This window comes from Cellulomonas sp. NPDC089187 (genome assembly GCF_040685135.1).
Lineage (GTDB): Bacteria > Actinomycetota > Actinomycetes > Actinomycetales > Cellulomonadaceae > Cellulomonas.
Map to the genome: position 1 here is coordinate 781,879 of NZ_JBFBHI010000001.1, position 21,518 is coordinate 803,396.

Consider the following 21,518-nt stretch of genomic DNA (forward strand, 5'->3'; position numbering starts at 1 on the left):
GTGCCCCTGCCTCAGTGGCGGGTGCCGACGCTCCGGAAGGCGTAGGTGACCAGCAGCAGCGCGATCAGGACGCCGAATCCGGCCAGCCCGAACACCACGGGCGAGAAGGGGAGCTCGTTGCCGTGCTCGGCAGCGGCCTCAGCGGCGCGCAGCACCGTGTTCACAGGTCCTCCTGGGAGTTGTCGTCGGAACAGTTCAGTGTCGCATGCCCGGACCGGCCCGGGCAGCGATCAGGGGCGGATCTGGCCCTCGCCGTGCACGATCCACTTGGTGGTGGTCAGTTCGGCGAGTCCCATGGGGCCCCGGGCGTGCAGCTTCTGAGTAGAGATGCCGATCTCGGCACCGAGCCCGAACTCACCACCGTCGGTGAACCGGGTCGACGCATTGACCATGATCGCCGCGGAGTCCAACTCGGCGACGAACCGCTCGGAGGACGCCAGGTCGCGGGTGACGATGGCCTCGGTGTGCCCGGAGGTCCAGCGCCGGATGTGCGTGATCGCCTCATCCAGATCGTCGACCACCCGCACGGCGATGTCGAGCGACAGGTACTCGGTGGCCCAGTCCTCGTCGGTGGCGGGGACCACGGTGACCCCGGTCGGCGCAAGGGAGGCGGTGATGTTGTCCGCGTGCACGGTGACCCCGGCCTCGGCCAGCGCGGTCAGCGCGGAGGGCAGGAACTCGGCGGCCGCGTCCTGGTGTACCAGCAGGGTCTCGGCGGCGTTGCACACACCGACGCGCTGGGTCTTGGAGTTCAGCAGGATGGGTAGCGCCATTACGGGGTCGGCGGTGGCGTCCACGTACACATGGCAGTTGCCGACGCCGGTCTCGATCACCGGCACCGTCGCCTCCTGGACCACCGTGCGGATCAGATCGGCACCACCGCGCGGCACCAGCACGTCGACCAGCCCTCGGGCGTGCATCAGCGCCACTCCCCCGGGTCGACCCCAGGCGTCGATGGACTGCACCAGGTCGGCGGGCAGGCCCTGGGCCTCCAGCGCCTCGCGCAGCACATCGACGATCACCTCGTTGGAGCTCGCCGCTGCGGAACCGCCGCGCAGGATCACCGCGTTGCCGCTCTTGAGCGCGAGCCCGGCAGCATCGACGGTCACATTCGGTCGGGCCTCGTAGATCATCCCGACCACACCCATCGGGACCCGCACCTGCTGTAGACGCAGCCCGTTCGGCAGGGTCGACCCGCGCACCACCTCGCCGACCGGGTCGGGCAGTGCCGCCAGGTCCCGCAACGCGGCGGCGATGGAGCCGATCCGCTCGGGGGTGAGCGCCAATCGGTCGAGCAGCCCCGCGGAGGTGCCGTTCGCCCGGCCACGCTCCAGGTCGTCGGTGTTGGCCACGACGATCCGGTCGGCCTGGGCGATCAGCGCGTCGGCCAGTGCGTGCAGGGCGGCGTCCTTGGTGCCCCGGGTGGCGACGGCCAGCGCGCGGGAGGCGTCCTTGGCGCGACGGGCCACGGCGAGCACCTGCTCGCTCACCTCGGCGGCGGGCTGCGCAGCAGTGGTGGTCATCGGACCAGGGTAGTCCGGGTGTCGTCAGCCGACGACCGCCGTCTCAGTGGCGACGCCGGACCAGCACCAGGTCGTCGCGGTGCACCAGTTCCCGGTCGTAGCCCTTGCCCAGCTCGGCGCGCAGGTCGGAGGTGGAGTGCCCGAGCAGATCGGGCACCTCCTCGGCGGAGTAGGCCACCAACCCCCGGGCGATCACCACACCATTCGCGTCAACCAGCTCCACCGGGTCGCCCGCATGGAAGTCCCCCTCCGCGGCGGTCACACCGGCCGGCAGCAGCGACTTGCCCCGCTCGACCACGGCACGCACCGCACCCTCGTCCAACACCAACCGGCCCCGGGTCCGGGCGGCATAGGCCAACCAGAGCAGACGGGTGGAGGTGCGTCGACCGGTGGCGGCGAACCAGGTGCCCACATCCTGCCCGGCCAGCGCCGCGCCGACCTGGGCCGCAGAAGTCAACACCACCGGGATGCCGGAGGCGGTCGCGATGGCCACCGACTCCAGCTTGGTCACCATGCCTCCGGTGCCGACCCGGCTGCCCTTGGCGCTGACGTCGATGCCGTCCAGATCGCCCGGACCACGTACCTGCGCGATCCGCTCCGAGCCGGGATGGCTGGGCGGTCCGGTGTAGAGCCCGTCGACGTCTGTCAGTAGGGTCATCGCGTCGGCGTGCACCAAGTGGGAGACCAGCGCGGCGAGCCGGTCGTTGTCACCGAACCGGATCTCATCGGTGGCGACGGTGTCGTTCTCGTTGATGATCGGCACGATGCCCAAGTCGAGCAGCCGGTCGAGGGCACGCTGGGCGTTGCGGTACTGGCCACGGCGCATGGTGTCGTCCGCGGTGAGCAGCACCTGCCCGACCCGCAGTCCGTGGTCGGCGAACGCCCGGGTGTAGTGCGCCACCAACAGCCCCTGCCCCACCGAGGCCGCGGCCTGTTGGGTCGCCAGATCGCGCGGACGACGGGGCAGCCCGAGCGGGTCCATCCCGGCGGCGATCGCACCGGAGGACACCAGTACCACTTGGTGACCGGAGGCCACCCGCGCGGCCAGCACATCCACCAGGGCGCGCAGCCGCTGCGGGTCGAGCTTCCCGTCGGCGTCGGTCAGGGACGACGATCCGACCTTGACCACCACCCGGTGTACCTCGGGCAGTAGACGGCGGTCGGTCAAGGGTGCAGCGCTCACAGGCACCATCATCCCGCGTCGACGGGTCCGCCCGTCATTGACATCCGGCCCGCGGACGAATCCGCCGCAGATCAGGCCTCCGGGTCAGCCCAGTGCCCGGCCTGACGCTCCTGCCACAGCTCCTCACGCGCCTCGGCCTTGGCGTCCATCCGGTCCTTGTACTCCTTGCGCTTCTCACCGCGGGTCGGACGGCTGTGGTCCTCGAGTCGCAGGTCGGTGCCGCGCGGACCGCCGAGCAGCTCCGAGCCGGTCATCAGCGTCGGCTCCCAGTCGAAGACCACGGCGTTGTCGCCCTCGCCGATCACCACCTCCGCGCCGGCCACCGCACCGGACTTCAGCAGCTTCTCCTCCACGCCGAGCCGGGCCAGCCGGTCCGCGAGGTAGCCGACCGCCTCGTCGTTGGTGAAGTCGGTCTGCCGCACCCAGCGCTCGGGCTTGCTGCCGCGCACCTGGAAGAACTCGTGATCGCCGTCCTGACGGCGGGTGACGGTGAACCCGCTGGAGTCGACCGCCTTGGGGCGCAGCACCACGCGGGCGACCTCCGGCGCGGGCGCGTCCTTGCGCGCCTGCTCGACCAGCTCGGCCAGAGCGAAGCTCAACGGGCGCAGTCCCTCATGGCTGGCAGTGGAGATCTCGAAGACCCGCAGTCCGCGCGCCTCCAGCTCCGGGCGCACCATCTCGGCCATGTCCCGGGCGTCGGGCACATCGATCTTATTCAGCACGACCAGGCGCGGGCGCTCGTTCAGCGGCACCCGACCGCCCTCGATCTGTAGGTCCCCGCTGTATGCGGCGAGCTCGGCCTCAATCACGTCCAGGTCGCGAATCGGGTCCCGATCGGACTCCAGCGTGGCGCAGTCGAGCACGTGCACGATCACCGCGCAGCGCTCGATGTGCCGCAAGAACTCCAACCCCAGTCCGCGACCCTCACTGGCACCCGGGATCAGGCCGGGCACGTCGGCGACGGTGTAGCGGGCGTCACCGGCCTGCACCACCCCGAGGTTCGGCACCAGGGTGGTGAACGGGTAGTCGGCGATCTTGGGGCGTGCGGCGGAGATCGCGGCGACTAGGCTCGACTTGCCCGCGCTTGGGTAACCGACCAGAGCGACGTCGGCGATGGTCTTGAGTTCCAGCACCACATCCGCGCTGTCACCGGGCTCGCCCAGCAGCGCGAAGCCGGGGGCCTTGCGGCGCTGCGACGACAGGGCCGCGTTCCCCAGTCCGCCATGACCGCCCTCGGCCACCACATAGGTCGCACCAATGCCGACCAGATCGGCCAGCACCTCACCGTCCGGGCTCTTGACCACGGTGCCGTCCGGGACCGGCAGCACCAGATCCGCGCCGGTGGAACCCGACCGGTTGTCGCCCATCCCCTGCGTGCCGGAGGGGGCATGCCGGTGCGGGGCGTGGTGGTAATCCAACAGCGTGGTCACCTGCGGGTCGACCACCAGGACCACGGAACCACCGTTGCCGCCGTTGCCGCCGTCAGGCCCGGCCAGCGGCTTGAACTTCTCCCGGCGGATCGAGGCACAGCCGTGGCCGCCGTCACCGCCACTGGCGTGCAGCACCACGCGATCGACGAAGGCGGCCATGGTTCACTCCTCTGCTCCCCGAACACACCGTCCGGGCCCTACTGAAACACGGCGAAGGGGCGCACCGCCGACGCGGTACGCCCCTTCGACCGAAAGACTGTGGTCAGTCCGCCGTGACGACGTCGATGACCTTGCGGCCGCGGCGGGTGCCGAACTGCACCGCACCCGGGGCCAGGGCGAACAGGGTGTCGTCCCCGCCACGGCCGACGTTCACGCCGGGGTGGAAGTGGGTGCCACGCTGCCGCACGATGATCTCGCCCGCGCCGACGACCTGGCCGCCGAAGCGCTTGACGCCCAGACGCTGGGCGTTCGAGTCACGACCGTTGCGCGAGGAGCTCGCGCCCTTCTTGTGTGCCATCTCAAGGCCTGCTTTCTAGATCCGGGAATTCATGACGCGGACGAATCCGCGGCAGGTCACTTGATGCCGGTGACCTTGAGACGGGTCAGCGCCTGACGGTGACCCTGGCGACGGCGGTAGCCGGTCTTGTTCTTGTACCGCAGGATGTCGATCTTCGGGCCCTTCTCGTCCCGGACGACCTCCGCGGTGACGGTGACCTTGGCCAGCGCCGCGGCGTCGGAGGTCACCTTCTCCCCGTCGACGAGCAGCAGCGCAGGCAGCTCGACGGTGGCACCGGCACCGGCCGCGAGGCGGTCGACCACGACGACGTCGCCAACGGCGACCTTCTCCTGACGGCCGCCGGCCTTCACGATCGCGTACACCACGTTGCTGCTCATCTCTGCTCGTCGAACTACAGGTTCTGGGGCGTGTGTCCCGCCCGCGTCCCACACGCGCCGGTCAATCGGCGGCGGATCGAGAACTCTGGCGGCTTCACACACGAACGGCGCTCTCCGACTTGCCTCATGTCGCCATGAGGCACGCGCCAGAGCGCACCGACGTTCAAGGATACGCGGGCCGCTCGGCAGGGGTCAAACCGCGGTGCGGCCCGCGCATCCGACACTCATTCCTCGGGCTGCTCCGCGCCGTCGGCCAACTCCTCCAGCGGTGCCTCTGGCATCGGCTCGCCGTCCTCGAACAGGCTCGGGTCGACGGCGGTCAACTCCAGCGCAGGCTCGTCGGCAGGCTCGTCACCGGGGGTCGAGCTCTGCTCCCCCAGCTCACCCAACGCCGCGATCACGTCGAGCACCGGCTTGCTCTGCTCGGGGGCGGACTGCGCCTCCCCTGCAGCGGGCTCCTCGTCGTGATGGGCATGCGCCGCGGCGGCCGCGATGGTGGCCAGCGTGGCCTTCACCTGCTCGCGAGCCTCCGGCAATACCGGGACCTGCTCCTTCTCCGCAGCGACCGTCGCCGCAGCCGCGCTGCCACCACGCTTGCGCCGCGACCGCTTGGACTCGCCGCCCTCGGCAGCGGGCTTCTCCGGCTGGTGCTGGTGCTGCTGTCCGCCGTTGTTGCCGCCGGACTTCTCCACCGGCTCGGAGTGCACGATGAATCCGCGTCCATGGCAGTGCTCACAGGTCTCGGAGAACGCCTCCACCAGGCCCTGCCCCACACGCTTGCGCGTCATCTGGACCAGACCCAGCGAGGTGACCTCGGCCACCTGGTGCTTGGTGCGGTCCCGGCCCAGGCACTCCACCAACCGGCGCAACACCAGATCCCGGTTCGACTCCAGCACCATGTCGATGAAGTCGATCACGATGATGCCGCCGATGTCCCGCAACCGGAGCTGGCGGACGATCTCCTCCGCGGCCTCCAGGTTGTTGCGGGTCACCGTCTCCTCCAGCGTGCCACCGGCGCCGGTGAACTTGCCGGTGTTCACGTCGACGACGGTCATCGCCTCAGTACGGTCGATCACCAGCGAGCCGCCGGAAGGCAGCCAGACCTTGCGGTCCATGCCCTTGGCCAGCTGCTCGTCCACCCGGTGGTCATGGAAGACATCGCCAGTGCCGGTGTACTTGCTCATCTTCTCGGCCAGGTCGGGGGCCAGCTCGCCGATGTAGCCGGAGATGGTCGACCAGGCCTCGTCGCCCTGGATCACCAGGGAGCTGAAGTCGTCGTTGAAGATGTCACGGACCACGCGGATGGCCATATCCGGCTCACCCTGCAGCAGCGACGGCGCGGACGCGGTCTTCGACTTCTTCTCGATTGCCTCCCACTGCGACTGCAGTCGGGCGATATCCGCGCGCAGCTCCTCCTCCGAGGCACCCTCTGCGGCGGTGCGCACGATCACGCCCGCCGAGTCCGGCACCACCTCGCGCAGGATCTTCTTCAGGCGGCTGCGCTCGTTGTCGGGCAGCTTGCGACTGATCCCGGTCATGCCACCACCGGGCACGTAGACCAGGTAGCGACCGGCGAGCGTGACCTGCGAGGTCAGGCGGGCACCCTTGTGACCGATCGGGTCCTTGGTGACCTGCACCAGCACCGAGTCACCGGACTTGAGCGCCTGCTCGATCCGACGGGACTTGCCACCCTCGACCCCGGCGGCATCCCAGTTGACCTCACCGGCGTAGAGCACGGCATTGCGCCCCCGGCCCACGTCAACGAAGGCCGCCTCCATGCTGGGCAGCACGTTCTGCACCCGGCCGAGGTAGACATTGCCCACCATGGAGGCCTGGGCCTGCTTGGAGACATAGTGCTCGACCAGCACGCCGTCCTCGAGCACGGCGATCTGGGTGCGACCGTCCTTCTCCCGCACGATCATGCTGCGGTCGACGGCCTCCCGGCGGGCCAGGAACTCGGCCTCGGTGATGATCTGACGGCGGCGACCGGCGTCCCGACCCTCGCGGCGGCGCTGGCGCTTGGCCTCCAGGCGGGTGGACCCGCGCAGGGCAGTCACCTCATCCCGGCCGCTGCGGCTGCCGGACGACGAGGAGGACTCGCCACCCTCGCCACCGCGGGAACGACGACGACGGCGACGACGACGGCTGCTGCCACCGGTGCCCTCCTCCTCGCCGTCCGCGTCCTGCTCGGCATCCGACTGGTCATCGGCAGACTCGTCCTCACCGGACTCGTCGTCGGAGTCGGTGGCGTCCTCACCCTCGGACTTGGCCCGGGACCGACGACCGCGGCCCCCGCGACGGCGGCGACGGCGCGGACCGGAGTCCTCGCTGTCCTCGCGCTCCTCGTCCGTCTGCTGGCTGTCCGTGGTCTCGTCGGCCTCGACCTCGTCGCTGTCCACCAGCTGCTGCGCGCCGGGGCGCTCCTGCGCGGACTCCTCGGTGGTGTCCTCGGCGGTCTCCGCTGCGGACTGCCCACCGTTGCGCTTGCGGCCACCGCGGCGGCCGCGGCTGCGACGCCCGCTGCCACCGGTCTCGGTGCTGTCCTGGCCGTTGTCGGACTGCGAATCGGTCTCCGACTGCTCCGTGGCCTGCTCGGCGGCGGCCTGCTCGGCAGCGTGCGCGGCGGCGGCGATCTCTTCCGGGGAACCGGCCGGGGCCTGCGCACGGCGACGACGCCGGGGGGTCTCCGGTGCCTGGAACAGCACCGCGGTGGTCGCCAGACGCCCGGAGGTGGCGGTCGGCTTCTCCGGCTCGGGCGTGACACCGGAGAACGCGGCCAGCACGTCCAGCGCCGGGGATTCCTCGGTGGTCTCCTCGTCCTCCTCCGACTCCTCGGAGGGTGCCTCGACCGTCGGCTCCACCACTGCGGTGGACGCCGCGGCGGGCCGGGTGGCGCGACGCGACCGGGTGCGGCGGGCCGGTGCTGCCTGCTCGGCGGCGGATTGGTCTGCCTCGACGGAGTCCGCGGCGGGCTGCCCGGACGCGTCCAGCTCGATGTCTGCCGGGGCGGCAGAGTCCTGATCGGCGGCCTTCTGCGACGCACGCCCGGCCGTCTTCTTCGCCGTCGACTTCTTGGCCGTTGCGGACTTCTGCGTCGACGCGGACTTCTCCTGCTGCGGGCTGGCAGGCGTCTGCGTGCCCTCAGCGGCCGGTGCAGCGGACTCCGCAGCGGCGGCGCCCGCCTCAGCCGGGGCAGCAGCCGTGCGGGTCGCGCGACGGCGCTTCGGCGCGGCAGGTGCCTCGGACTCGGCCGTTCCCTCCGCGGTCGCGGCAGCCGGAACCTCGTCGACGTCCTTCTTCGCGGTGGTGCGGGGGGTGCGCTTCTTGGGCGCGGACGGCTCCGCAGCGGCGGCGTCCGACACCGGTGCCGCAGTGGGTGTCGACGCGGCACTGGAGCCCGCCTGCGCGTCGGTGTCCTGCGCCGGAGCCGCCTTCTTCCGGGTGCGGGTGGCCTTCTTGACCGGCACCTGGTCCGCAGAGCCCTCGGCGGCGGGCGGCTCGGATGCGGGGGTCGTCTGGGTGGCGGACACCTCAGCAGCGGCGACCTTGCGGGTCCGGCGACGGGGGGCCACCGGAGTCTCGGCCGCAACCTCTGGGGCAGCGGTGCCGGAGGTCGGCTCGCTCGCGGGGGTCACATCGATAGCCGAGGCAGCGGCGGCGGCCGGAGTCGTCACGGCGCGGGTGGCCCGACGGGGGCGCTTGGTGGGGGTGGTGGACGCGTTCTCGGTGGTCGCGTCGGTGTTCTCGGATGTCACGTGCGTGTGCTCCTGAGTGCCACGGAATTCCCGGCCACACATCCGGTGCTCCGTGGGCGGTTCGGTCGTCGCTCGCGTCCCCGCGGCGACGGAAGTCGTCGGTGTCGGTCGCCCGACCGTGCGCTCGGCACCATCGCCTGCCCCTGGCCCACCGTCATCTCGACGGGGGCACTGGAGCGGCGGCTGGCGTACTCGGCGCGCCGGTGAGGCGTACTCGCAAAGTCAGCGCACAGGGTGTGTGAGGCCCTGCTGCCGAGAGCGAGTATCGCACAGTGCCCTAGATCACGCGTGTGCGACACGTCACGACGAAGCGACAGGGTGTCAGATCGCGGGACCTTCGTCCTATGCTTGTGAACGCGGGCGCAATACTTTCGACAGCGCGGTCACCTGACCGCATCCGGCCCCCACGACGCCCTCAGTAACCCCGGACGGAGCCCCCTGTGGAAGCCCTCGACCTGGCACGCTGGCAGTTCGGTATCACCACCGTCTACCACTTCATCTTCGTGCCGCTGACCATCGGACTGTCTCCGCTGGTCGCCATCATGCAGACCATCTGGGTGCGCACCCAGAACGAGACCTGGCTGAAGCTGACCAAGTTCTTCGGCAAGCTGCTGCTGATCAACTTCGCGATCGGCGTGGCCACTGGCATCGTCCAGGAGTTCCAGTTCGGCATGAACTGGTCCGAGTACTCCCGGTTCGTCGGTGACGTCTTCGGCGCACCGCTGGCCATGGAGGCCCTGGCCGCGTTCTTCGTCGAGTCGACGTTCCTCGGCCTGTGGATCTTCGGCTGGGACAAGCTGCCCAAGAAGATCCACCTGGCCTGCATCTGGGCGGTGGCGCTGGCCACGAACCTCTCGGCCTTCTTCATCCTGGCTGCCAACTCCTGGATGCAGCACCCGGTCGGCGCGGAGTTCAACGTCGAGACCGGTCGCGCCGAGATGACCGACATCTGGGCGGTGCTGACCAACAACACGCTGCTGGCAGCCTTCCCCCACACCATCACCGCGGCGTTCCTGACCGCGGGCACCTTCGTCGCCGGCATCGCCGCCTGGTGGATGGTGCGGCTGGTCCGCAAGGGCCAGGCCGAGAAGGCGCGCACCGTGTACCGCCCGGCGGTGCAGATGGGTGTGGTCACGATGTTGATCGCGGGCGTGGGCCTGGCCATCTCCGGCCACGCCCAGGGCCAGCTGATGTTCGAGCAGCAGCCCACCAAGATGGCCGCAGCCGAGGCGCTCTGTGTGACCGAGGAGGGCGCGAGCTTCTCCCTGCTGGCAGTCGGCGACCTCACCAACAACTGTGAGGGCGTCACCCACTACCTCCAGATCCCCGGACTGCTCTCCTTCCTGGCCAACAACGACTTCTCCTCCGAGCTGCGCGGGGTCAACGACCTGCAGCAGGAGTACACCGAGCGCTACGGCGACGGTGCCACCGACGTCAACTACATCCCCGACCTGACGGTGACCTACTGGTCCTTCCGCCTGATGATCGGCTTCGCACTCGGATCGGCTGCCCTGGCCCTGGCCGCGCTGTGGATGACCCGCAAGGGCAAGGTGCCGGGCAACAAGTGGCTGGGCCGGCTCGCTATCTGGGCCATCCCGACCCCGTTCCTGGCGTCGGCCTTCGGCTGGATCTTCACCGAGATGGGCCGTCAGCCCTGGGTGGTGGCCCCGAACCCGAGCGGCATCGACCAGATTCGTCTGCTCACCGAGCGCGGCGTCTCTGAGGTGGTCAGCCCCACCGAGGTGATCATCTCCATGGTGCTGTTCACCCTGCTCTACGGGGTGCTCGCTGTGGTGTGGTTCCGCCTGATGAAGCGCTACGCAGTGGAAGGCGTCGCCGACAAGGAGAAGGACGTCTCCCCCGACAACCCGGACAACAAGCCCGACCCGAACGACCCCGCGTCCGCCGACCGGCCGCTGTCGTTCGCCTACTGAGGCAGGAGTCACCGCAATGGACCTCTCGATCCTCTGGTTCCTGCTGATCGCCGTCCTGTGGACGGGGTACCTCGTCCTCGAGGGCTTCGACTTCGGCGTGGGCATGCTGCTGCCGTTCCTCGGCCGCGACGACAAGAACCGCCGCGTCATGATCAACACCATCGGCCCGGTCTGGGACGGCAACGAGGTGTGGCTGCTCACCGCTGGTGGTGCCACCTTCGCCGCGTTCCCCGAGTGGTACGCGTCGATGTTCTCCGGCTTCTACCTCGCCCTGTTCCTGATCCTGATGGCGCTGATCGTGCGCATCGTCGCCTTCGAGTGGCGCGGCAAGATCAACTCGGACACCTGGCGGGCCTGGCTGGACCGCGGCATCGTCTTCGGCTCCTATGTGCCGGCGGTGCTGTGGGGTGTGGCCTTCGCCAACCTGGTGCGCGGTGTCGAGCTGGACGCCGACTACCAGTACGTGGGCGGGTTCTTCGCCCTGCTCAACCCCTTCGCTCTGCTCGGTGGTCTGACCACCGCGATGATCTTCGTCACCCACGGTGCGATCTTCCTCGCGCTCAAGACCTCCGGGCAGATCCAGGAGAAGGCGGGCAAGCTCGCCTCCACCCTGTCGGTGGTGACCCTGGTGGTCGCCGCGGCCTGGGCGATCTGGGCTCAGCTGGCCTTCTCCGTGGCGTGGACCTGGGCGGCCGTGGTCGTCGCGGCCCTCGGTCTGGTGGGCACGGTGTTCGCGACCCGGATGCGGCGCGAGGGCTGGGCCTTCATCAGCTCGGCGGTGGTGATCGTGGCCGCGGTGGTGCTGATCTTCGGGTCGATGTACCCGAATGTGATGCCCGCCCTCGACCCGGCGAACTCGCTGTCCATCGAGGCGGCATCCTCCACGTCGTACACCCTGACGGTGATGACCTGGGTGGCCGTGATCCTGACCCCGGTGGTGCTGCTCTACCAGGGCTGGACCTACTGGGTGTTCCGCAAGCGGATCTCCGCCGACCACATCCCCGAGCACGCCGGCCTCACCTTCGCGCAGGTCACCGCGCGCAAGGACTCCACCCCCTCTCAGGTCTGAGGGGGACACTGACCGCGTGAAGCCGCTCGATCCGCGACTGCTGCGTTACGCCCGTGCCGCCCGGGGCTATCTGGCCCTGACAGTGGCGCTCGGGCTGGTCACCGCCGGACTCGTCATCGCCCATGCCATCCTGCTCGCGCAGGTGCTGGCCTCGGCGGCCCATGACGGCGTCCCGTTGACCGACCTGCTGCCGCGGATCGGGTGGCTCGCAGTGGTCATCGCTGCCCGCGCCCTGGCCACCGGGGTGCAGGAGCGTTACGCACACCGCTCCGCCACCCGTGCGGTGGCCGAGCTGCGCGAACAGGTGGTGGCCCGGGCCGCGGCCCTGGGCCCGCGCTGGCTGGCCGAGGGCGCCGGTCCCCGCGTGGTCACACTGGCCACCCGGGGACTGGACGCCCTCGACGCGTACTTTGTGAAGTACCTGCCGCAGCTGGTGCTCTCGGCCACGGTGACCCCCGCCACGCTGGTGGTCATCCTCGGACTGGACTGGATCAGCGCAGCCATCGCAGCGGGCACACTCCCGCTGATCCCGATCTTCATGATCCTGGTCGGACAGCTCACCCAGGGCCGCTCCGAACGTGGCCTGGCCGTCATGCAACGGCTCGGCTCGCAGGTGCTCGACCTGATCGCCGGGATCGCCACGCTGCGTGCCTTCGGCCGGGAGCGCGGTCCGGTGCGTCGGGTGCAGGCCCTCGGTGACGCGCATCGCAAGGCCACGATGGGCACACTGCGGATCGCCTTCCTGTCCGGCATGGTGCTGGAGTTGCTCACCACGCTCTCCGTCGCCCTGGTCGCGGTGAGCATCGGCCTGCGTCTGGTCTACGGGAACATGACGCTGGTCGACGGCCTCGCGGTGCTGATCCTGGCACCGGAGGTCTACTGGCCGCTGCGCCAGGTGGGCGCGCAGTTCCACGCCTCCACCGATGGGGTTGCCGCAGCCGAGCAGGTCTTCGAGGTGCTGGAGACTCCCCTGCCGGACACCGGGACCCGGCCCGCTCCGGACCTGCGCCAGAGCAGCCTGCGACTCACCGACGTCACAGTGCGGGCACCCGGACGTGACCAGCTCGCACCGGCTCACCTGGATCTGACCATCACGCCGGGCAGCACCGTGGCGGTCACCGGGCCCAGCGGGGCCGGCAAATCCACCACCATCGAGCTGCTGCTCGGTCTGCTGCGCCCCGACTCGGGCACCGCCGAGGTGATCGGCCCCGACGACGTCGGGCTGCCGCTGTCCGAGGTCGACTCCCGGACCTACTGGCCGCAGGTGGCGTGGCTCCCCCAGCGTCCGGTGCTGGAACCAGCGACCATCGGCCGGCTGGTCGGTGACGTCGATGCCGCCCGCCGGGACGAGGCTGCTGCCCTGACCGGTCTGGACCGGGTGATCGCAGAGCTGCCCGCCGGGTGGGACACCGACCTCGGCCGCGGCGGAGCGGGGGTGAGCGTCGGCCAACGCCAGCGCATCGCCCTGACCCGTGCCCTGCTCTCCGACGCCCCTCTGGTGATCCTGGACGAGCCCACCGCGCACCTGGACACCGCAGGTGAGCGGGTCGTCCTGGACACCGTCCGACGGATGCGTGCGGACGGCCGCACGGTGCTGCTGGTGGCCCACCGCCCCTCGCTGATCGCGCTGGCCGACCAGGTGGTCCAGGTCCGGGCCGAGACGATCACCGCCCCGGCACCGAACGGGAGCCTGTGATGACCACTCCGCTGCGCTCGGAGCAGCCCACCGTCGACGCGACCCCCGGCACCCTCACCGCCCGGGGTCGACGACGCGACCCGCTCTGGCGGGCAGTGGCGCTGCTCGATGTCGACCGTCGGCGCTTCGCGTTGTCCGCCCTGCTCGGCACGCTGGCCCTGGGCTGTGCGGTCGCCCTCGCGGCGGTCTCCGCCTGGTTGATCACCCGGGCCGCCCAGATGCCACCGGTGCTGAAGCTGTCGGTCGCCACCGTGGGCGTGCGGGCCTTCGGTATCGGTCGCGGGGTGTTCCGGTACCTGGACCGCCTGGTGTCACACGATGTCGCCCTGCGCGGGATGACCACGCTGCGGACCACGCTGTACACGCGGCTGGCCACCGGTCGTCCCGAGGCCACGCTGGCGGTCCGCCGCGGTGATCTGCTCGCGCGGGTCGGTGCGGATGTGGATGCGGTCGGTGACGTGGTCGTGCGCGGCCTGCTCCCGGCCACCGTGGCCCTGGCTCTCGGTGTCGGCACCGTCGTGGCGATGTCGGCCTTCCTCCCGGTGGCCGGCCTGATTCTCGCGCTGTGCCTGGTGCTCGCCGGAGTGGTCGCACCGTGGCTGGCCCAGCGCGCGGCGAAGGCCACGGAGGCTCGGGCTGCGGATGCCCGAGCACGGATGGCGTCGGCCGCCCTCGGGCTGCTGGATGACGCCGGGCCGCTGGCCGTGCAGGGACGCACGGACAGTGAGTTGGACCGACTCCGCGGTGCCGATGCCGATCTGGCCGACGCGACCGACGCCGGTGCGGGACCCGCTGCGGTGGCCGCCGCTCTGGGCAACGTCGCGGTGGGCATCGCGGTGCTCGGCGCACTCCTGACCGGCATCCCCGCCCTGGCCAACGGGCAGATTGCTGCGGTGGAACTGGCCGTGATCGTGCTGACACCGCTGGCGGCATTCGAGGCGACCAGCGTGTTGCCCGCGGCGGCGATCCAGGTGCACCGGTCCCGGTCCGCTGCGGCCCGACTGATGGCGCTGATCGACGCGGCGGACGAGCTTGAGCCCGGACGTGGGTCGGTGGGTGGTGGGGCTGTCGGGTCCGGTGCAGCCACACCCGTGGACGGTCACCCGGCCGAGTCCGCTGCCGTGACCTCGGACGTTCCCCGTCCGGTCGACATCCCCGCCTGCGGCCCGGTGATCACCGCCCGCGACCTCGCGGTGGGCTGGCCCGGACGGCCACCGGTGCTGACCGGACTCGATCTGGAGCTGCGCCCGGGCCGTGCGCTGACCGTGGTCGGCCCCTCGGGCATCGGCAAGACCACCCTGCTGCTCACACTGGCCGGGTTCCTGCCGTCGCGCGGTGGCGATCTGCTGCTGGACGGGGTTCCGATCACCGACACCGACGCCGGGGCACGTCTGGCCAGGTTGTCGCTGACCACCGAGGACGCCCACGTCTTCGAGACCACTGTGCTGGAGAACCTGCGGGTGGCCCGGGGGGATGCCACCGAGGGCGAGGCCGTCCAGGCGCTCACCTCCGCCGGACTGGGCGAGTGGCTGGCTGGGCTTCCGGACGGTGTCGAGACCGCCCTCGGATCGGATGCCCGCAGTGTCTCCGGCGGTGAGCGGCGTCGGCTGCTGCTGGCCCGGGCGCTGCTGTCCCCCGCTCCCCTCCTCCTGATCGACGAGCCCGCCGAACACCTGGACCCGGGCACTGCGGACCGCCTGGTCGGCGATCTGCTGGCCCGTGCCACCGGTGGAGATCGTGGTGTGTTGGTCGTGACGCACCGCCTGGCCCCGCTCGCCGCCGCCGATGAGGTGCTGCTGCTGGACGAGGGCCGAGTGGCGGCGCGCGGGACCCATCACCACCTGCTGGAGACCAATGCCCAGTACCGTGAGGCCCACGCCGCAGAGCTCGACGAGGGTGGGAACGACGCATGGCCGACCAACTGACCGACCGGCACCCCGGGCACGGCGTCACCACCACGATCCACCTCACTGACCCCGACGGACGACCGCGGGTCGAGATCGGTGCGCAGAACGAGTCCGGCGATCACCTCAACGATCTGTTGGACGCCGTGCTGTCGGTGGCGTCCGATCTGGAGCTGCCCACGGTGCTGGAGCGGTTCGTCCGGGTATCGGTGGAGCTGACCGGCGCGGCCTATGGCGCGATCAACGTACTGGATTCCCACGGCGAGTCGACCACCTTCGTTCAGGCCGGGGTTTCCGCGCAGCTGGCCGCGATGATGGGCCACCCGCCGCACGCCCGCGGCGTCCTGGGCGAGATCCCGGACCAGGGCGTCCTGCGCCTTGCCGACCTCACCCAGCACCCGGCATTCGAGGGCTGGCCCAGCAACCACCCGCCGATGGGCTCGTTCCTCGGCGCAGCGGTGCGGGTCCGTGAGCAGGTCTACGGCTACCTGTACCTGGCCGACAAGAAGGGTGGTTTCACCGACCAGGACGACACCACCGTGATCGCCTTGGCCGCGACCGCCGGTGTGGCCGTCGCCAACGCCCAGTTGTTCTCCGAGGGCGCCCGTCGTGAACACTGGCTGCGCGCGGGCCAGGAGATCACCACCATGCTGCTGTCCGGAGCCGATGAGGAGGATGCCCTCGCCCACATCGCCGCGACCGCCCGTGATGTGGCCGAGGCGGACGCGGCGGCCCTGGCACTGCCCGGGATGGGGGGCGAGCTCCTGATCGAGCTGGCCGACGGGTACAACGCGGACAGCCTGATCGGTTCCGCACTCCCGCAGGACGGCAGCTCCTGGGCGGTGATGCAGGAGGGCTCCGGCATGCTGGTGGAGTCGATCTCCGCCTCCCGCCAGGTGAAGATCCCCGCGATGCGCGCATTCGGATCGGCGATCTTCGCCCCGTTGCAGACCTCCGGGCGTGGCGTCGGTGTGCTGATCCTGCTGCGCCGGGTAGGCGCCCCGGTGTTCCAGCCGCACGACCTGACCACCGCCGAGTCCTTTGCCTCCCAGGCGGCACTGGCCTTCGTGCTGGCCGAGGCGCGGCATGCACAGGACGTCGCGGCCCTGCTGGACGAGCGCGAGCGCATCGCCCGGGATCTGCACGACCTGGCGATCCAGCAGCTGTTCGCCACCGGCATGCAGTTGGAGACGGTGCGCCGTCGCTCCGCCCGTGGCGTCGACCCGGCGGAGCTGACCAGCATCGTGGAGGAGGCGCTGGACAATGTCGACGAGTCCGTTCGCCAGATCCGGCAGATCGTGTACGCCCTGCGTGACCCGGATGCAGCCACCGGCATCATCGAGCGCCTGCGCCGGGAAGCGTCCCTGGCCCGGACCGGACTCGGCTTCGCCCCCTCACTGATCGTGGAGCTGGACGGCGAGACCGTGCCGGACGGCGACTACATCGTGGCCGACCTGGTGGACGAGCGAATCGGGCAGGACCGCACCGATGACGTGGTGGCGGTGGTCCGCGAAGGGCTGGCGAATGCTGCCCGACACGCACACGCCTCCTCGGTGTCGGTGCGGGTGTGCGTCGACGGTCAGGGTCCGACCGGCACCGTCCGGGTGGAGGTCCGTGATGACGGCATCGGGTTGCCCGCCGTGCGCGACCGACGGTCCGGCACCGGCAACCTGGCCACCCGCGCGCGCCAGCACGGCGGGACGTTCTCCCTCGGGGCAGCACCCGAGGGTGCGGGCACGTTGCTCAGCTGGGAAGTTCCGCTGGGCTGATCGGCTGCGGTCCCCACGGGAGACCACTGGGGACGCTGCTCAACCGGTCATGGCCAACGCTGCGCCCCGTGTCGGCGCAGCGGCCCTGTCCTGACGGTGGCCGACAGTGATCAGTGCTGGCTGTTGTCGGCGCGCCAGCTGGAGTGCCGACGGGCCGCCACCCACGCCGCCACCTGGGTCCGCCGCTGCAAGCCCATCTTGGACAGCAAGGAGGTGATGTGGTTCTTGACCGTCTTCTCCGCCACACCCAGCTTCTCGGCGATCTCGCGGTTGGACATGCCGTCGCCGATCAGGTCCAGGACCTTGAGCTCGCTGGGGGTGAGATTTTCGGTCGGGTCCTCGTGTCCGGCCCGGCGACGGGTGACCGTGCGCTCGTCCAGCAGGGTGCGACCGGCAGCGACCGCGCGGATCACATCGGTGATCTCCGCCCCGCGCACGCTCTTGAGCAGGTAGGCGGCGGCACCGGCCTCCAGGGCGGCGGCCAAGGCGTCATCGTCGTCGAAGGACGTCAGCACGATCGCCCGGGCATCCGGCAGCAGGGTCCGGATCTGGTTCATCAGATCGATCCCGGTGCCGTCGGGCAGTTGCAGGTCCACCAGCAGGACCTGGGGGTGCACCAAACCGGCCCGGCGCACGCCATCGGCCACTGACCCCGCCTCGGCGACGACCTTCATGCCGTCGGCGCGTTCGACGACCTCGGCAATGCCTCGCCGGACGACCTCGTGGTCGTCGACGATCATGACCGAGATCGGGGCGGTGCGAGCGGGCTCAGGGGTGGCATTCGTCGCGGACACCCGCTCATCCTAGCGATTGCCTGGGTCTCAAGCCCGCATCGGGGCTGGCGCGCGCGGCCCCGGGTGCGTCACGCTCACCCCCATGACACTCGTGCTGCTCCCGGACACGATCACGCTCGACCCGCGCCTGCCCGACGGGGTGCGCACAGCGCAGTACGACGTCCACCAGCCCATCCCCGAGCAATGGCGTGACGCCGAGGTCCTGGTGGCCTGGGGCAATCCGACAGACCGCCTGGCTGAGGCGGCGCGTAACCTGCACGGACTGCGCTGGGTGCAGTCCCTCGCGGCCGGCCCGGACGCGGTGTTGGCGGCGGGATTCGACCCGCAGGTGCAGGTGACCTCAGGGCGAGGGCTGCACGACGGCCCGGTGGCCGAACACACCCTGGCGCTGGTCCTGGCCCTCGCCCGACGGCTGCCCGACGCGGTGCGGGCGGGGCAACGGCGCCAGTGGTCCACCGACCTGGGCGGTCTGCAACCGATCCCGGGATCGGACGGGGCGGGTTTCACCTCGCTGTGCGGTGCCCGAGTGTTGATCTGGGGATTCGGCTCCATCGCGGCTCGGCTGGCCCCGGCGCTCACCCTGCTGGGCGCGCAGGTGGCGGGGATCGCCTCCACCGCGGGTGAGCGCGCCGGCTACCCGGTGGTGACCGCCGCGGAGGCGATGGATCTGCTCCCCCGCACCGACGTGCTGATCGACATCCTGCCGGCCACCGCGGCGACCCGGCGGATCATCGACGACGGCGTGCTGCGGCGGTTGCCAGCCCACGCGGTGTTCGTGAACGTCGGGCGAGGATCCACGGTGGATGAGGGCGCGCTGGTGCACGCCCTGCAGGACGGGCGGCTGGCTGGGGCGGCCCTGGACGTCACCGCCGTCGAGCCGCTCCCGGCCGACTCGCCACTATGGGATCTGCCGAATCTGCTGCTCACCCCGCATGCCGCCGGGGGTCGTCCGGTCGGGGCGGACACGCTGCTGTCGGACAACATCGCGGCATTCCACCGGGGCGAGCCGCTGCGGAACCAGGTCCGGCGCTAGAGCGGCTGACAGACCGGGCAGAAGTGCGAGGAGCGGTTCATGAACTTCTCCCGCACCACCGGAGCGCCGCAGCGTGGGCAGGCGCGACCACCCTGGCCGTAGACCGCCAGCGACCGGTCGAAGTACCCACTGGCACCGTTCACGTTGACGTAGAGCGCATCAAAACTGGTCCCGCCCTGCCGCAACGCCTCACGCATCACCTCGGCCACGCTGTCCCACACCCGGTGTGCCTGCTCGACGGACAGCTCCGGGGTCGGCTGTTCGGGATGCACCCGGGCACGCCAGAGCCCCTCGTCCGCGTAGATGTTGCCGACCCCGGACACCAGCGTCTGGTCCAGCAGCGCCCGCTTGACCACCGTGCGCTTGCGACGCAGCGCCCGGGTGAGCGCGTCCCGGTCCAGCGCAGGGTCGAGCAGGTCACGGGCGATGTGCGCGGCCGGTGCGGGCACCAGCGCCGCCGTCGACCCGGCCCCACCCGGACGACCGTCCACCGTCGGTTCCAGGTCGACCACAGCCAGGTGCCCGAAGGTCCGCTGGTCGACAAAGTCCAGTGTGCCGCCATCCTCGAGCAGCAACCGCACCCGCAGGTGGCGGTGGTCGCCGCCCTCACTCGGGTCGGAGCGCACCAGCAGCTGCCCACTCATCCCGAGGTGGGCCAGCAGCGCGTCATCCGACTCCGGATCGCCCAGCGGCAACCAGAGGAACTTCCCGCGGCGTACGGCGGCGGTGAAGCGTCGACCCGCCAGCCGCCCGGTCAGATCAGCGGCACCGCCCAGGTGCCGACGGATGCTCGCGGGTCGACGGACCTCGACCCCAGCGATCCGGCGGCCGACCACATGGCGTTCCAGACCGTCGCGGACGGTCTCGACCTCGGGCAGTTCGGGCACGGTCGGTCAGTCGGCGAGTGCGGCGTGCGCGGTGTCCGCCTCGGACCCGGCGTCAACGGCGTTCTGCGACGCGGCTTGCTCGGCGGACAGCGTGGTCCACGCGTGTTCGGCGGCCTGCTGCTCCGCGAGCTTCTTGGCCGATCCGGTGCCGGTGCCGCGCACCTGCCCGGCGATCACCACCTCAGCGGAGAACACCCGGGCGTGATCGGGGCCGTCGCTGGTCACCTGATAGGTGGGTGCCCCCAACGCGAGCTGGGCGGTGAGCTCCTGCAGGCTGGTCTTCCAATCGAGGCCGGCACCCAGATGGGAGGCAGCGGTCAGGGTCGGGCCGACCAGCCGGAGTACCAGCTCGCGGGAGGGCTCCAGGCCGTGCGACAGGTACACCGCGCCGAACAGGGCCTCCAGAGTGTCAGAGAGGATTGAGTCCTTCTCCCGACCGCCCGTGGCGATCTCACCCTTGCCGAGCAGGGTGTACGCGCCCAGATCGAGGGTCCGGGCGACGGCGGCCAGGGCACGCTGCGACACCGAGGCGGCGCGCATCTTCGCCAGTTCACCCTCGGACAGATCCGGGTACCGGCGGTAGAGCTCCTCGGTGACCACCAGTCCGAGGACGGTGTCACCGAGGAACTCCAGTCGCTCATTGGTGGGGATGCCACCCGCCTCGTGGGCGAACGAGCGATGGGTCAGTGACAGCACGAGCAGCTCGGGGTCCAGATGGATCCCGAGCTGCTCGGCAAGCTGTGCTGCGGTGGTGCTCATGCTGACCGGCGACCATCCGAGGACGGCCAACGACGGGGCAATCAGCCCGCGTGCTCGGACCGCATCGCGTCCGCGTACACCCGGCCCTTGTAGGTGCCGCACGTGGGGCAGGCCTGGTGGGGCCGCGTCACCGCGTTGCAGCGGGGGCAGGTGCTCGTCGTCGTGGCAGTGGTCTTCCACTGCGACCGACGCGCACGGGTGTTGCTGCGCGACATCTTGCGCTTCGGAACAGCCACGGCTAGCTCTCTTTCTGATCGTCAAGCGTGCTCTGCAGGCCGCCAAGCGCAGCCCACCGAGGGTCTAGGGTCTCATGCCCGTGTTCGGGATCATCAGCCAGGTGCGCTCCGCAGATGGAACACAGCCCCGGGCAGTCGTCCCGACACAACGGCTGGAACGGTAGCGCAACCACCACCGCATCCCGCAATGCGGGCTCGACGTCGATCAACTCGCCGTCCAGCTCGCGCAGGTCCTCGTCCTCCTCGTCCCCGGCCTCCGACGCAGCAGCGGCACGCTCGGGATAGACGTACAGCTCCTGGATGGCGACGTCGATGTCCTCGACAACCTCATCCAAGCAGCGCACGCACTCCCCGACCGCCCGGGCCTTGGCGGAACCTGAGACGAACACCCCCTCCATCACGGCCTCGAGCCGGAGATCCAGCTCGACATTCGTGCCGACGGGGACGCCGATGACCTCGGTCCCGAGATCCTCCGGAGCCTCGACCGTGCGCTGCACATGACGCATCGACCCAGGACGCCGACCGAGCTCGTGTGAATCGAGCACGAACGGCGAACGGGGATCGAGGTGAGTCGCGCGCTCCACGGTCCACGGTTCCTTAGCTGAGGGTTCTCGGTCCCGTCCACAGGTGGAATCACCGGCAGGACCAGCGA

18 protein-coding genes are annotated in these 21,518 nt (G+C 70.5%); 6 read left to right on the top strand and 12 right to left on the bottom strand.

The window, feature by feature from the left end:
• Positions 1 to 11: 11 nt before the first annotated feature.
• The 7 genes from AB0N78_RS03705 to AB0N78_RS03735 form a co-directional block, all read right to left on the bottom strand.
• Entirely contained in the window at positions 12 to 164 is a 153-nt protein-coding gene (locus AB0N78_RS03705) for a hypothetical protein (protein ID WP_363385998.1), read from the bottom strand.
• A gap of 66 nt (positions 165 to 230) precedes the next feature.
• Positions 231 to 1,523, bottom strand: a complete 1,293-nt coding sequence (locus AB0N78_RS03710; protein WP_363385999.1) for a glutamate-5-semialdehyde dehydrogenase — start codon at positions 1,521 to 1,523, stop codon at positions 231 to 233.
• Between the two features lie 43 nt (positions 1,524 to 1,566).
• On the bottom strand, positions 1,567 to 2,715 hold the full coding sequence (gene proB, locus AB0N78_RS03715) for a glutamate 5-kinase (RefSeq protein WP_363386233.1): 1,149 nt from the start codon (positions 2,713 to 2,715) through the stop codon (positions 1,567 to 1,569).
• A gap of 62 nt (positions 2,716 to 2,777) precedes the next feature.
• Complete coding sequence (obgE, locus tag AB0N78_RS03720) at positions 2,778 to 4,295, bottom strand: GTPase ObgE (protein WP_363386001.1); 1,518 nt, start codon at positions 4,293 to 4,295, stop codon at positions 2,778 to 2,780.
• 103 nt (positions 4,296 to 4,398) lie between these two features.
• Entirely contained in the window at positions 4,399 to 4,653 is a 255-nt protein-coding gene (gene rpmA / locus AB0N78_RS03725; RefSeq protein ID WP_168631315.1) for a 50S ribosomal protein L27, read from the bottom strand.
• A gap of 56 nt (positions 4,654 to 4,709) precedes the next feature.
• The gene (gene rplU, locus AB0N78_RS03730) at positions 4,710 to 5,018 is read right to left on the bottom strand and encodes a 50S ribosomal protein L21 (protein WP_363386235.1); all 309 of its coding nucleotides are present in this window, start codon (positions 5,016 to 5,018) and stop codon (positions 4,710 to 4,712) included.
• Between the two features lie 236 nt (positions 5,019 to 5,254).
• Positions 5,255 to 8,785 (bottom strand): Rne/Rng family ribonuclease, encoded by a 3,531-nt coding sequence (locus AB0N78_RS03735; protein ID WP_363386004.1) that lies wholly within the window; start codon positions 8,783 to 8,785, stop codon positions 5,255 to 5,257.
• A 440-nt stretch (positions 8,786 to 9,225) separates the two neighbouring features.
• Here AB0N78_RS03735 and AB0N78_RS03740 point away from each other — a divergent pair, with 440 nt between their 5' ends.
• From AB0N78_RS03740 to AB0N78_RS03760, 5 genes are read left to right on the top strand one after another with little or no spacing between them, the layout of a single operon-like run.
• Positions 9,226 to 10,719, top strand: coding sequence for a cytochrome ubiquinol oxidase subunit I (locus AB0N78_RS03740; RefSeq protein WP_363386006.1), 1,494 nt, complete (start codon positions 9,226 to 9,228; stop codon positions 10,717 to 10,719).
• 16 nt (positions 10,720 to 10,735) lie between these two features.
• Positions 10,736 to 11,788 carry a cytochrome d ubiquinol oxidase subunit II gene (cydB, locus tag AB0N78_RS03745; RefSeq protein WP_363386008.1) on the top strand — a complete coding sequence of 351 codons (1,053 nt, stop codon included), beginning with the start codon at positions 10,736 to 10,738 and terminating at the stop codon, positions 11,786 to 11,788.
• A gap of 16 nt (positions 11,789 to 11,804) precedes the next feature.
• Positions 11,805 to 13,484 carry a thiol reductant ABC exporter subunit CydD gene (gene cydD, locus AB0N78_RS03750; protein ID WP_363386010.1) on the top strand — a complete coding sequence of 560 codons (1,680 nt, stop codon included), beginning with the start codon at positions 11,805 to 11,807 and terminating at the stop codon, positions 13,482 to 13,484.
• The gene (gene cydC, locus AB0N78_RS03755) at positions 13,484 to 15,409 is read left to right on the top strand and encodes a thiol reductant ABC exporter subunit CydC (protein ID WP_363386012.1); all 1,926 of its coding nucleotides are present in this window, start codon (positions 13,484 to 13,486) and stop codon (positions 15,407 to 15,409) included. Before cydD ends, cydC begins: the two co-directional genes overlap by 1 nt.
• A complete protein-coding gene (locus tag AB0N78_RS03760) occupies positions 15,394 to 17,157 on the top strand; it encodes a GAF domain-containing protein (RefSeq protein ID WP_363386014.1) in 1,764 nt (587 codons plus the stop codon). The genes cydC and AB0N78_RS03760 overlap by 16 nt, the downstream gene beginning before the upstream one ends.
• Positions 17,158 to 17,267: 110 nt before the next feature.
• On the opposite strand, the gene AB0N78_RS03765 is transcribed toward AB0N78_RS03760, so the two are convergent.
• On the bottom strand, positions 17,268 to 17,897 hold the full coding sequence (locus tag AB0N78_RS03765) for a response regulator transcription factor (RefSeq protein WP_363386237.1): 630 nt from the start codon (positions 17,895 to 17,897) through the stop codon (positions 17,268 to 17,270).
• Between the two features lie 136 nt (positions 17,898 to 18,033).
• On the opposite strand from AB0N78_RS03765, the gene AB0N78_RS03770 reads away from it, so the two are divergent.
• Positions 18,034 to 18,984: an NAD(P)-dependent oxidoreductase gene (locus AB0N78_RS03770; RefSeq protein ID WP_363386016.1), complete on the top strand. Its 951-nt coding sequence runs from the start codon at positions 18,034 to 18,036 to the stop codon at positions 18,982 to 18,984.
• On the opposite strand, the gene mutM is transcribed toward AB0N78_RS03770, so the two are convergent.
• The 4 genes from mutM to AB0N78_RS03790 are packed head-to-tail and all read right to left on the bottom strand — an operon-like array spanning position 18,981 to position 21,450.
• Entirely contained in the window at positions 18,981 to 19,871 is an 891-nt protein-coding gene (gene mutM, locus AB0N78_RS03775) for a bifunctional DNA-formamidopyrimidine glycosylase/DNA-(apurinic or apyrimidinic site) lyase (protein ID WP_363386018.1), read from the bottom strand. The genes AB0N78_RS03770 and mutM overlap by 4 nt on opposite strands.
• A gap of 6 nt (positions 19,872 to 19,877) precedes the next feature.
• On the bottom strand, positions 19,878 to 20,630 hold the full coding sequence (rnc, locus tag AB0N78_RS03780) for a ribonuclease III (protein WP_363386020.1): 753 nt from the start codon (positions 20,628 to 20,630) through the stop codon (positions 19,878 to 19,880).
• 41 nt (positions 20,631 to 20,671) lie between these two features.
• On the bottom strand, positions 20,672 to 20,866 hold the full coding sequence (gene rpmF, locus AB0N78_RS03785; protein WP_363386022.1) for a 50S ribosomal protein L32: 195 nt from the start codon (positions 20,864 to 20,866) through the stop codon (positions 20,672 to 20,674).
• 2 nt (positions 20,867 to 20,868) lie between these two features.
• The gene (locus tag AB0N78_RS03790; RefSeq protein WP_363386024.1) at positions 20,869 to 21,450 is read right to left on the bottom strand and encodes a DUF177 domain-containing protein; all 582 of its coding nucleotides are present in this window, start codon (positions 21,448 to 21,450) and stop codon (positions 20,869 to 20,871) included.
• Positions 21,451 to 21,518: the final 68 nt, after the last annotated feature.

What these genes read in the sequence shown, in the direction of transcription:
- AB0N78_RS03710 (WP_363385999.1), bottom strand. Translation starts at nt 1,523, where the DNA reads ATGACCACCACTGCTGCGCAGCCCGCCGCCGAGGTGAGCGAGCAGGTG.
- AB0N78_RS03760 (WP_363386014.1), top strand. Translation starts at nt 15,394, where the DNA reads ATGGCCGACCAACTGACCGACCGGCACCCCGGGCACGGCGTCACCACC.
- AB0N78_RS03765 (WP_363386237.1), bottom strand. Translation starts at nt 17,897, where the DNA reads ATGATCGTCGACGACCACGAGGTCGTCCGGCGAGGCATTGCCGAGGTC.
- cydC (WP_363386012.1), top strand. Translation starts at nt 13,484, where the DNA reads ATGACCACTCCGCTGCGCTCGGAGCAGCCCACCGTCGACGCGACCCCC.
- proB (WP_363386233.1), bottom strand. Translation starts at nt 2,715, where the DNA reads ATGGTGCCTGTGAGCGCTGCACCCTTGACCGACCGCCGTCTACTGCCC.
- cydB (WP_363386008.1), top strand. Translation starts at nt 10,736, where the DNA reads ATGGACCTCTCGATCCTCTGGTTCCTGCTGATCGCCGTCCTGTGGACG.
- obgE (WP_363386001.1), bottom strand. Translation starts at nt 4,295, where the DNA reads ATGGCCGCCTTCGTCGATCGCGTGGTGCTGCACGCCAGTGGCGGTGAC.
- rpmA (WP_168631315.1), bottom strand. Translation starts at nt 4,653, where the DNA reads ATGGCACACAAGAAGGGCGCGAGCTCCTCGCGCAACGGTCGTGACTCG.
- AB0N78_RS03770 (WP_363386016.1), top strand. Translation starts at nt 18,034, where the DNA reads ATGACACTCGTGCTGCTCCCGGACACGATCACGCTCGACCCGCGCCTG.
- rnc (WP_363386020.1), bottom strand. Translation starts at nt 20,630, where the DNA reads ATGAGCACCACCGCAGCACAGCTTGCCGAGCAGCTCGGGATCCATCTG.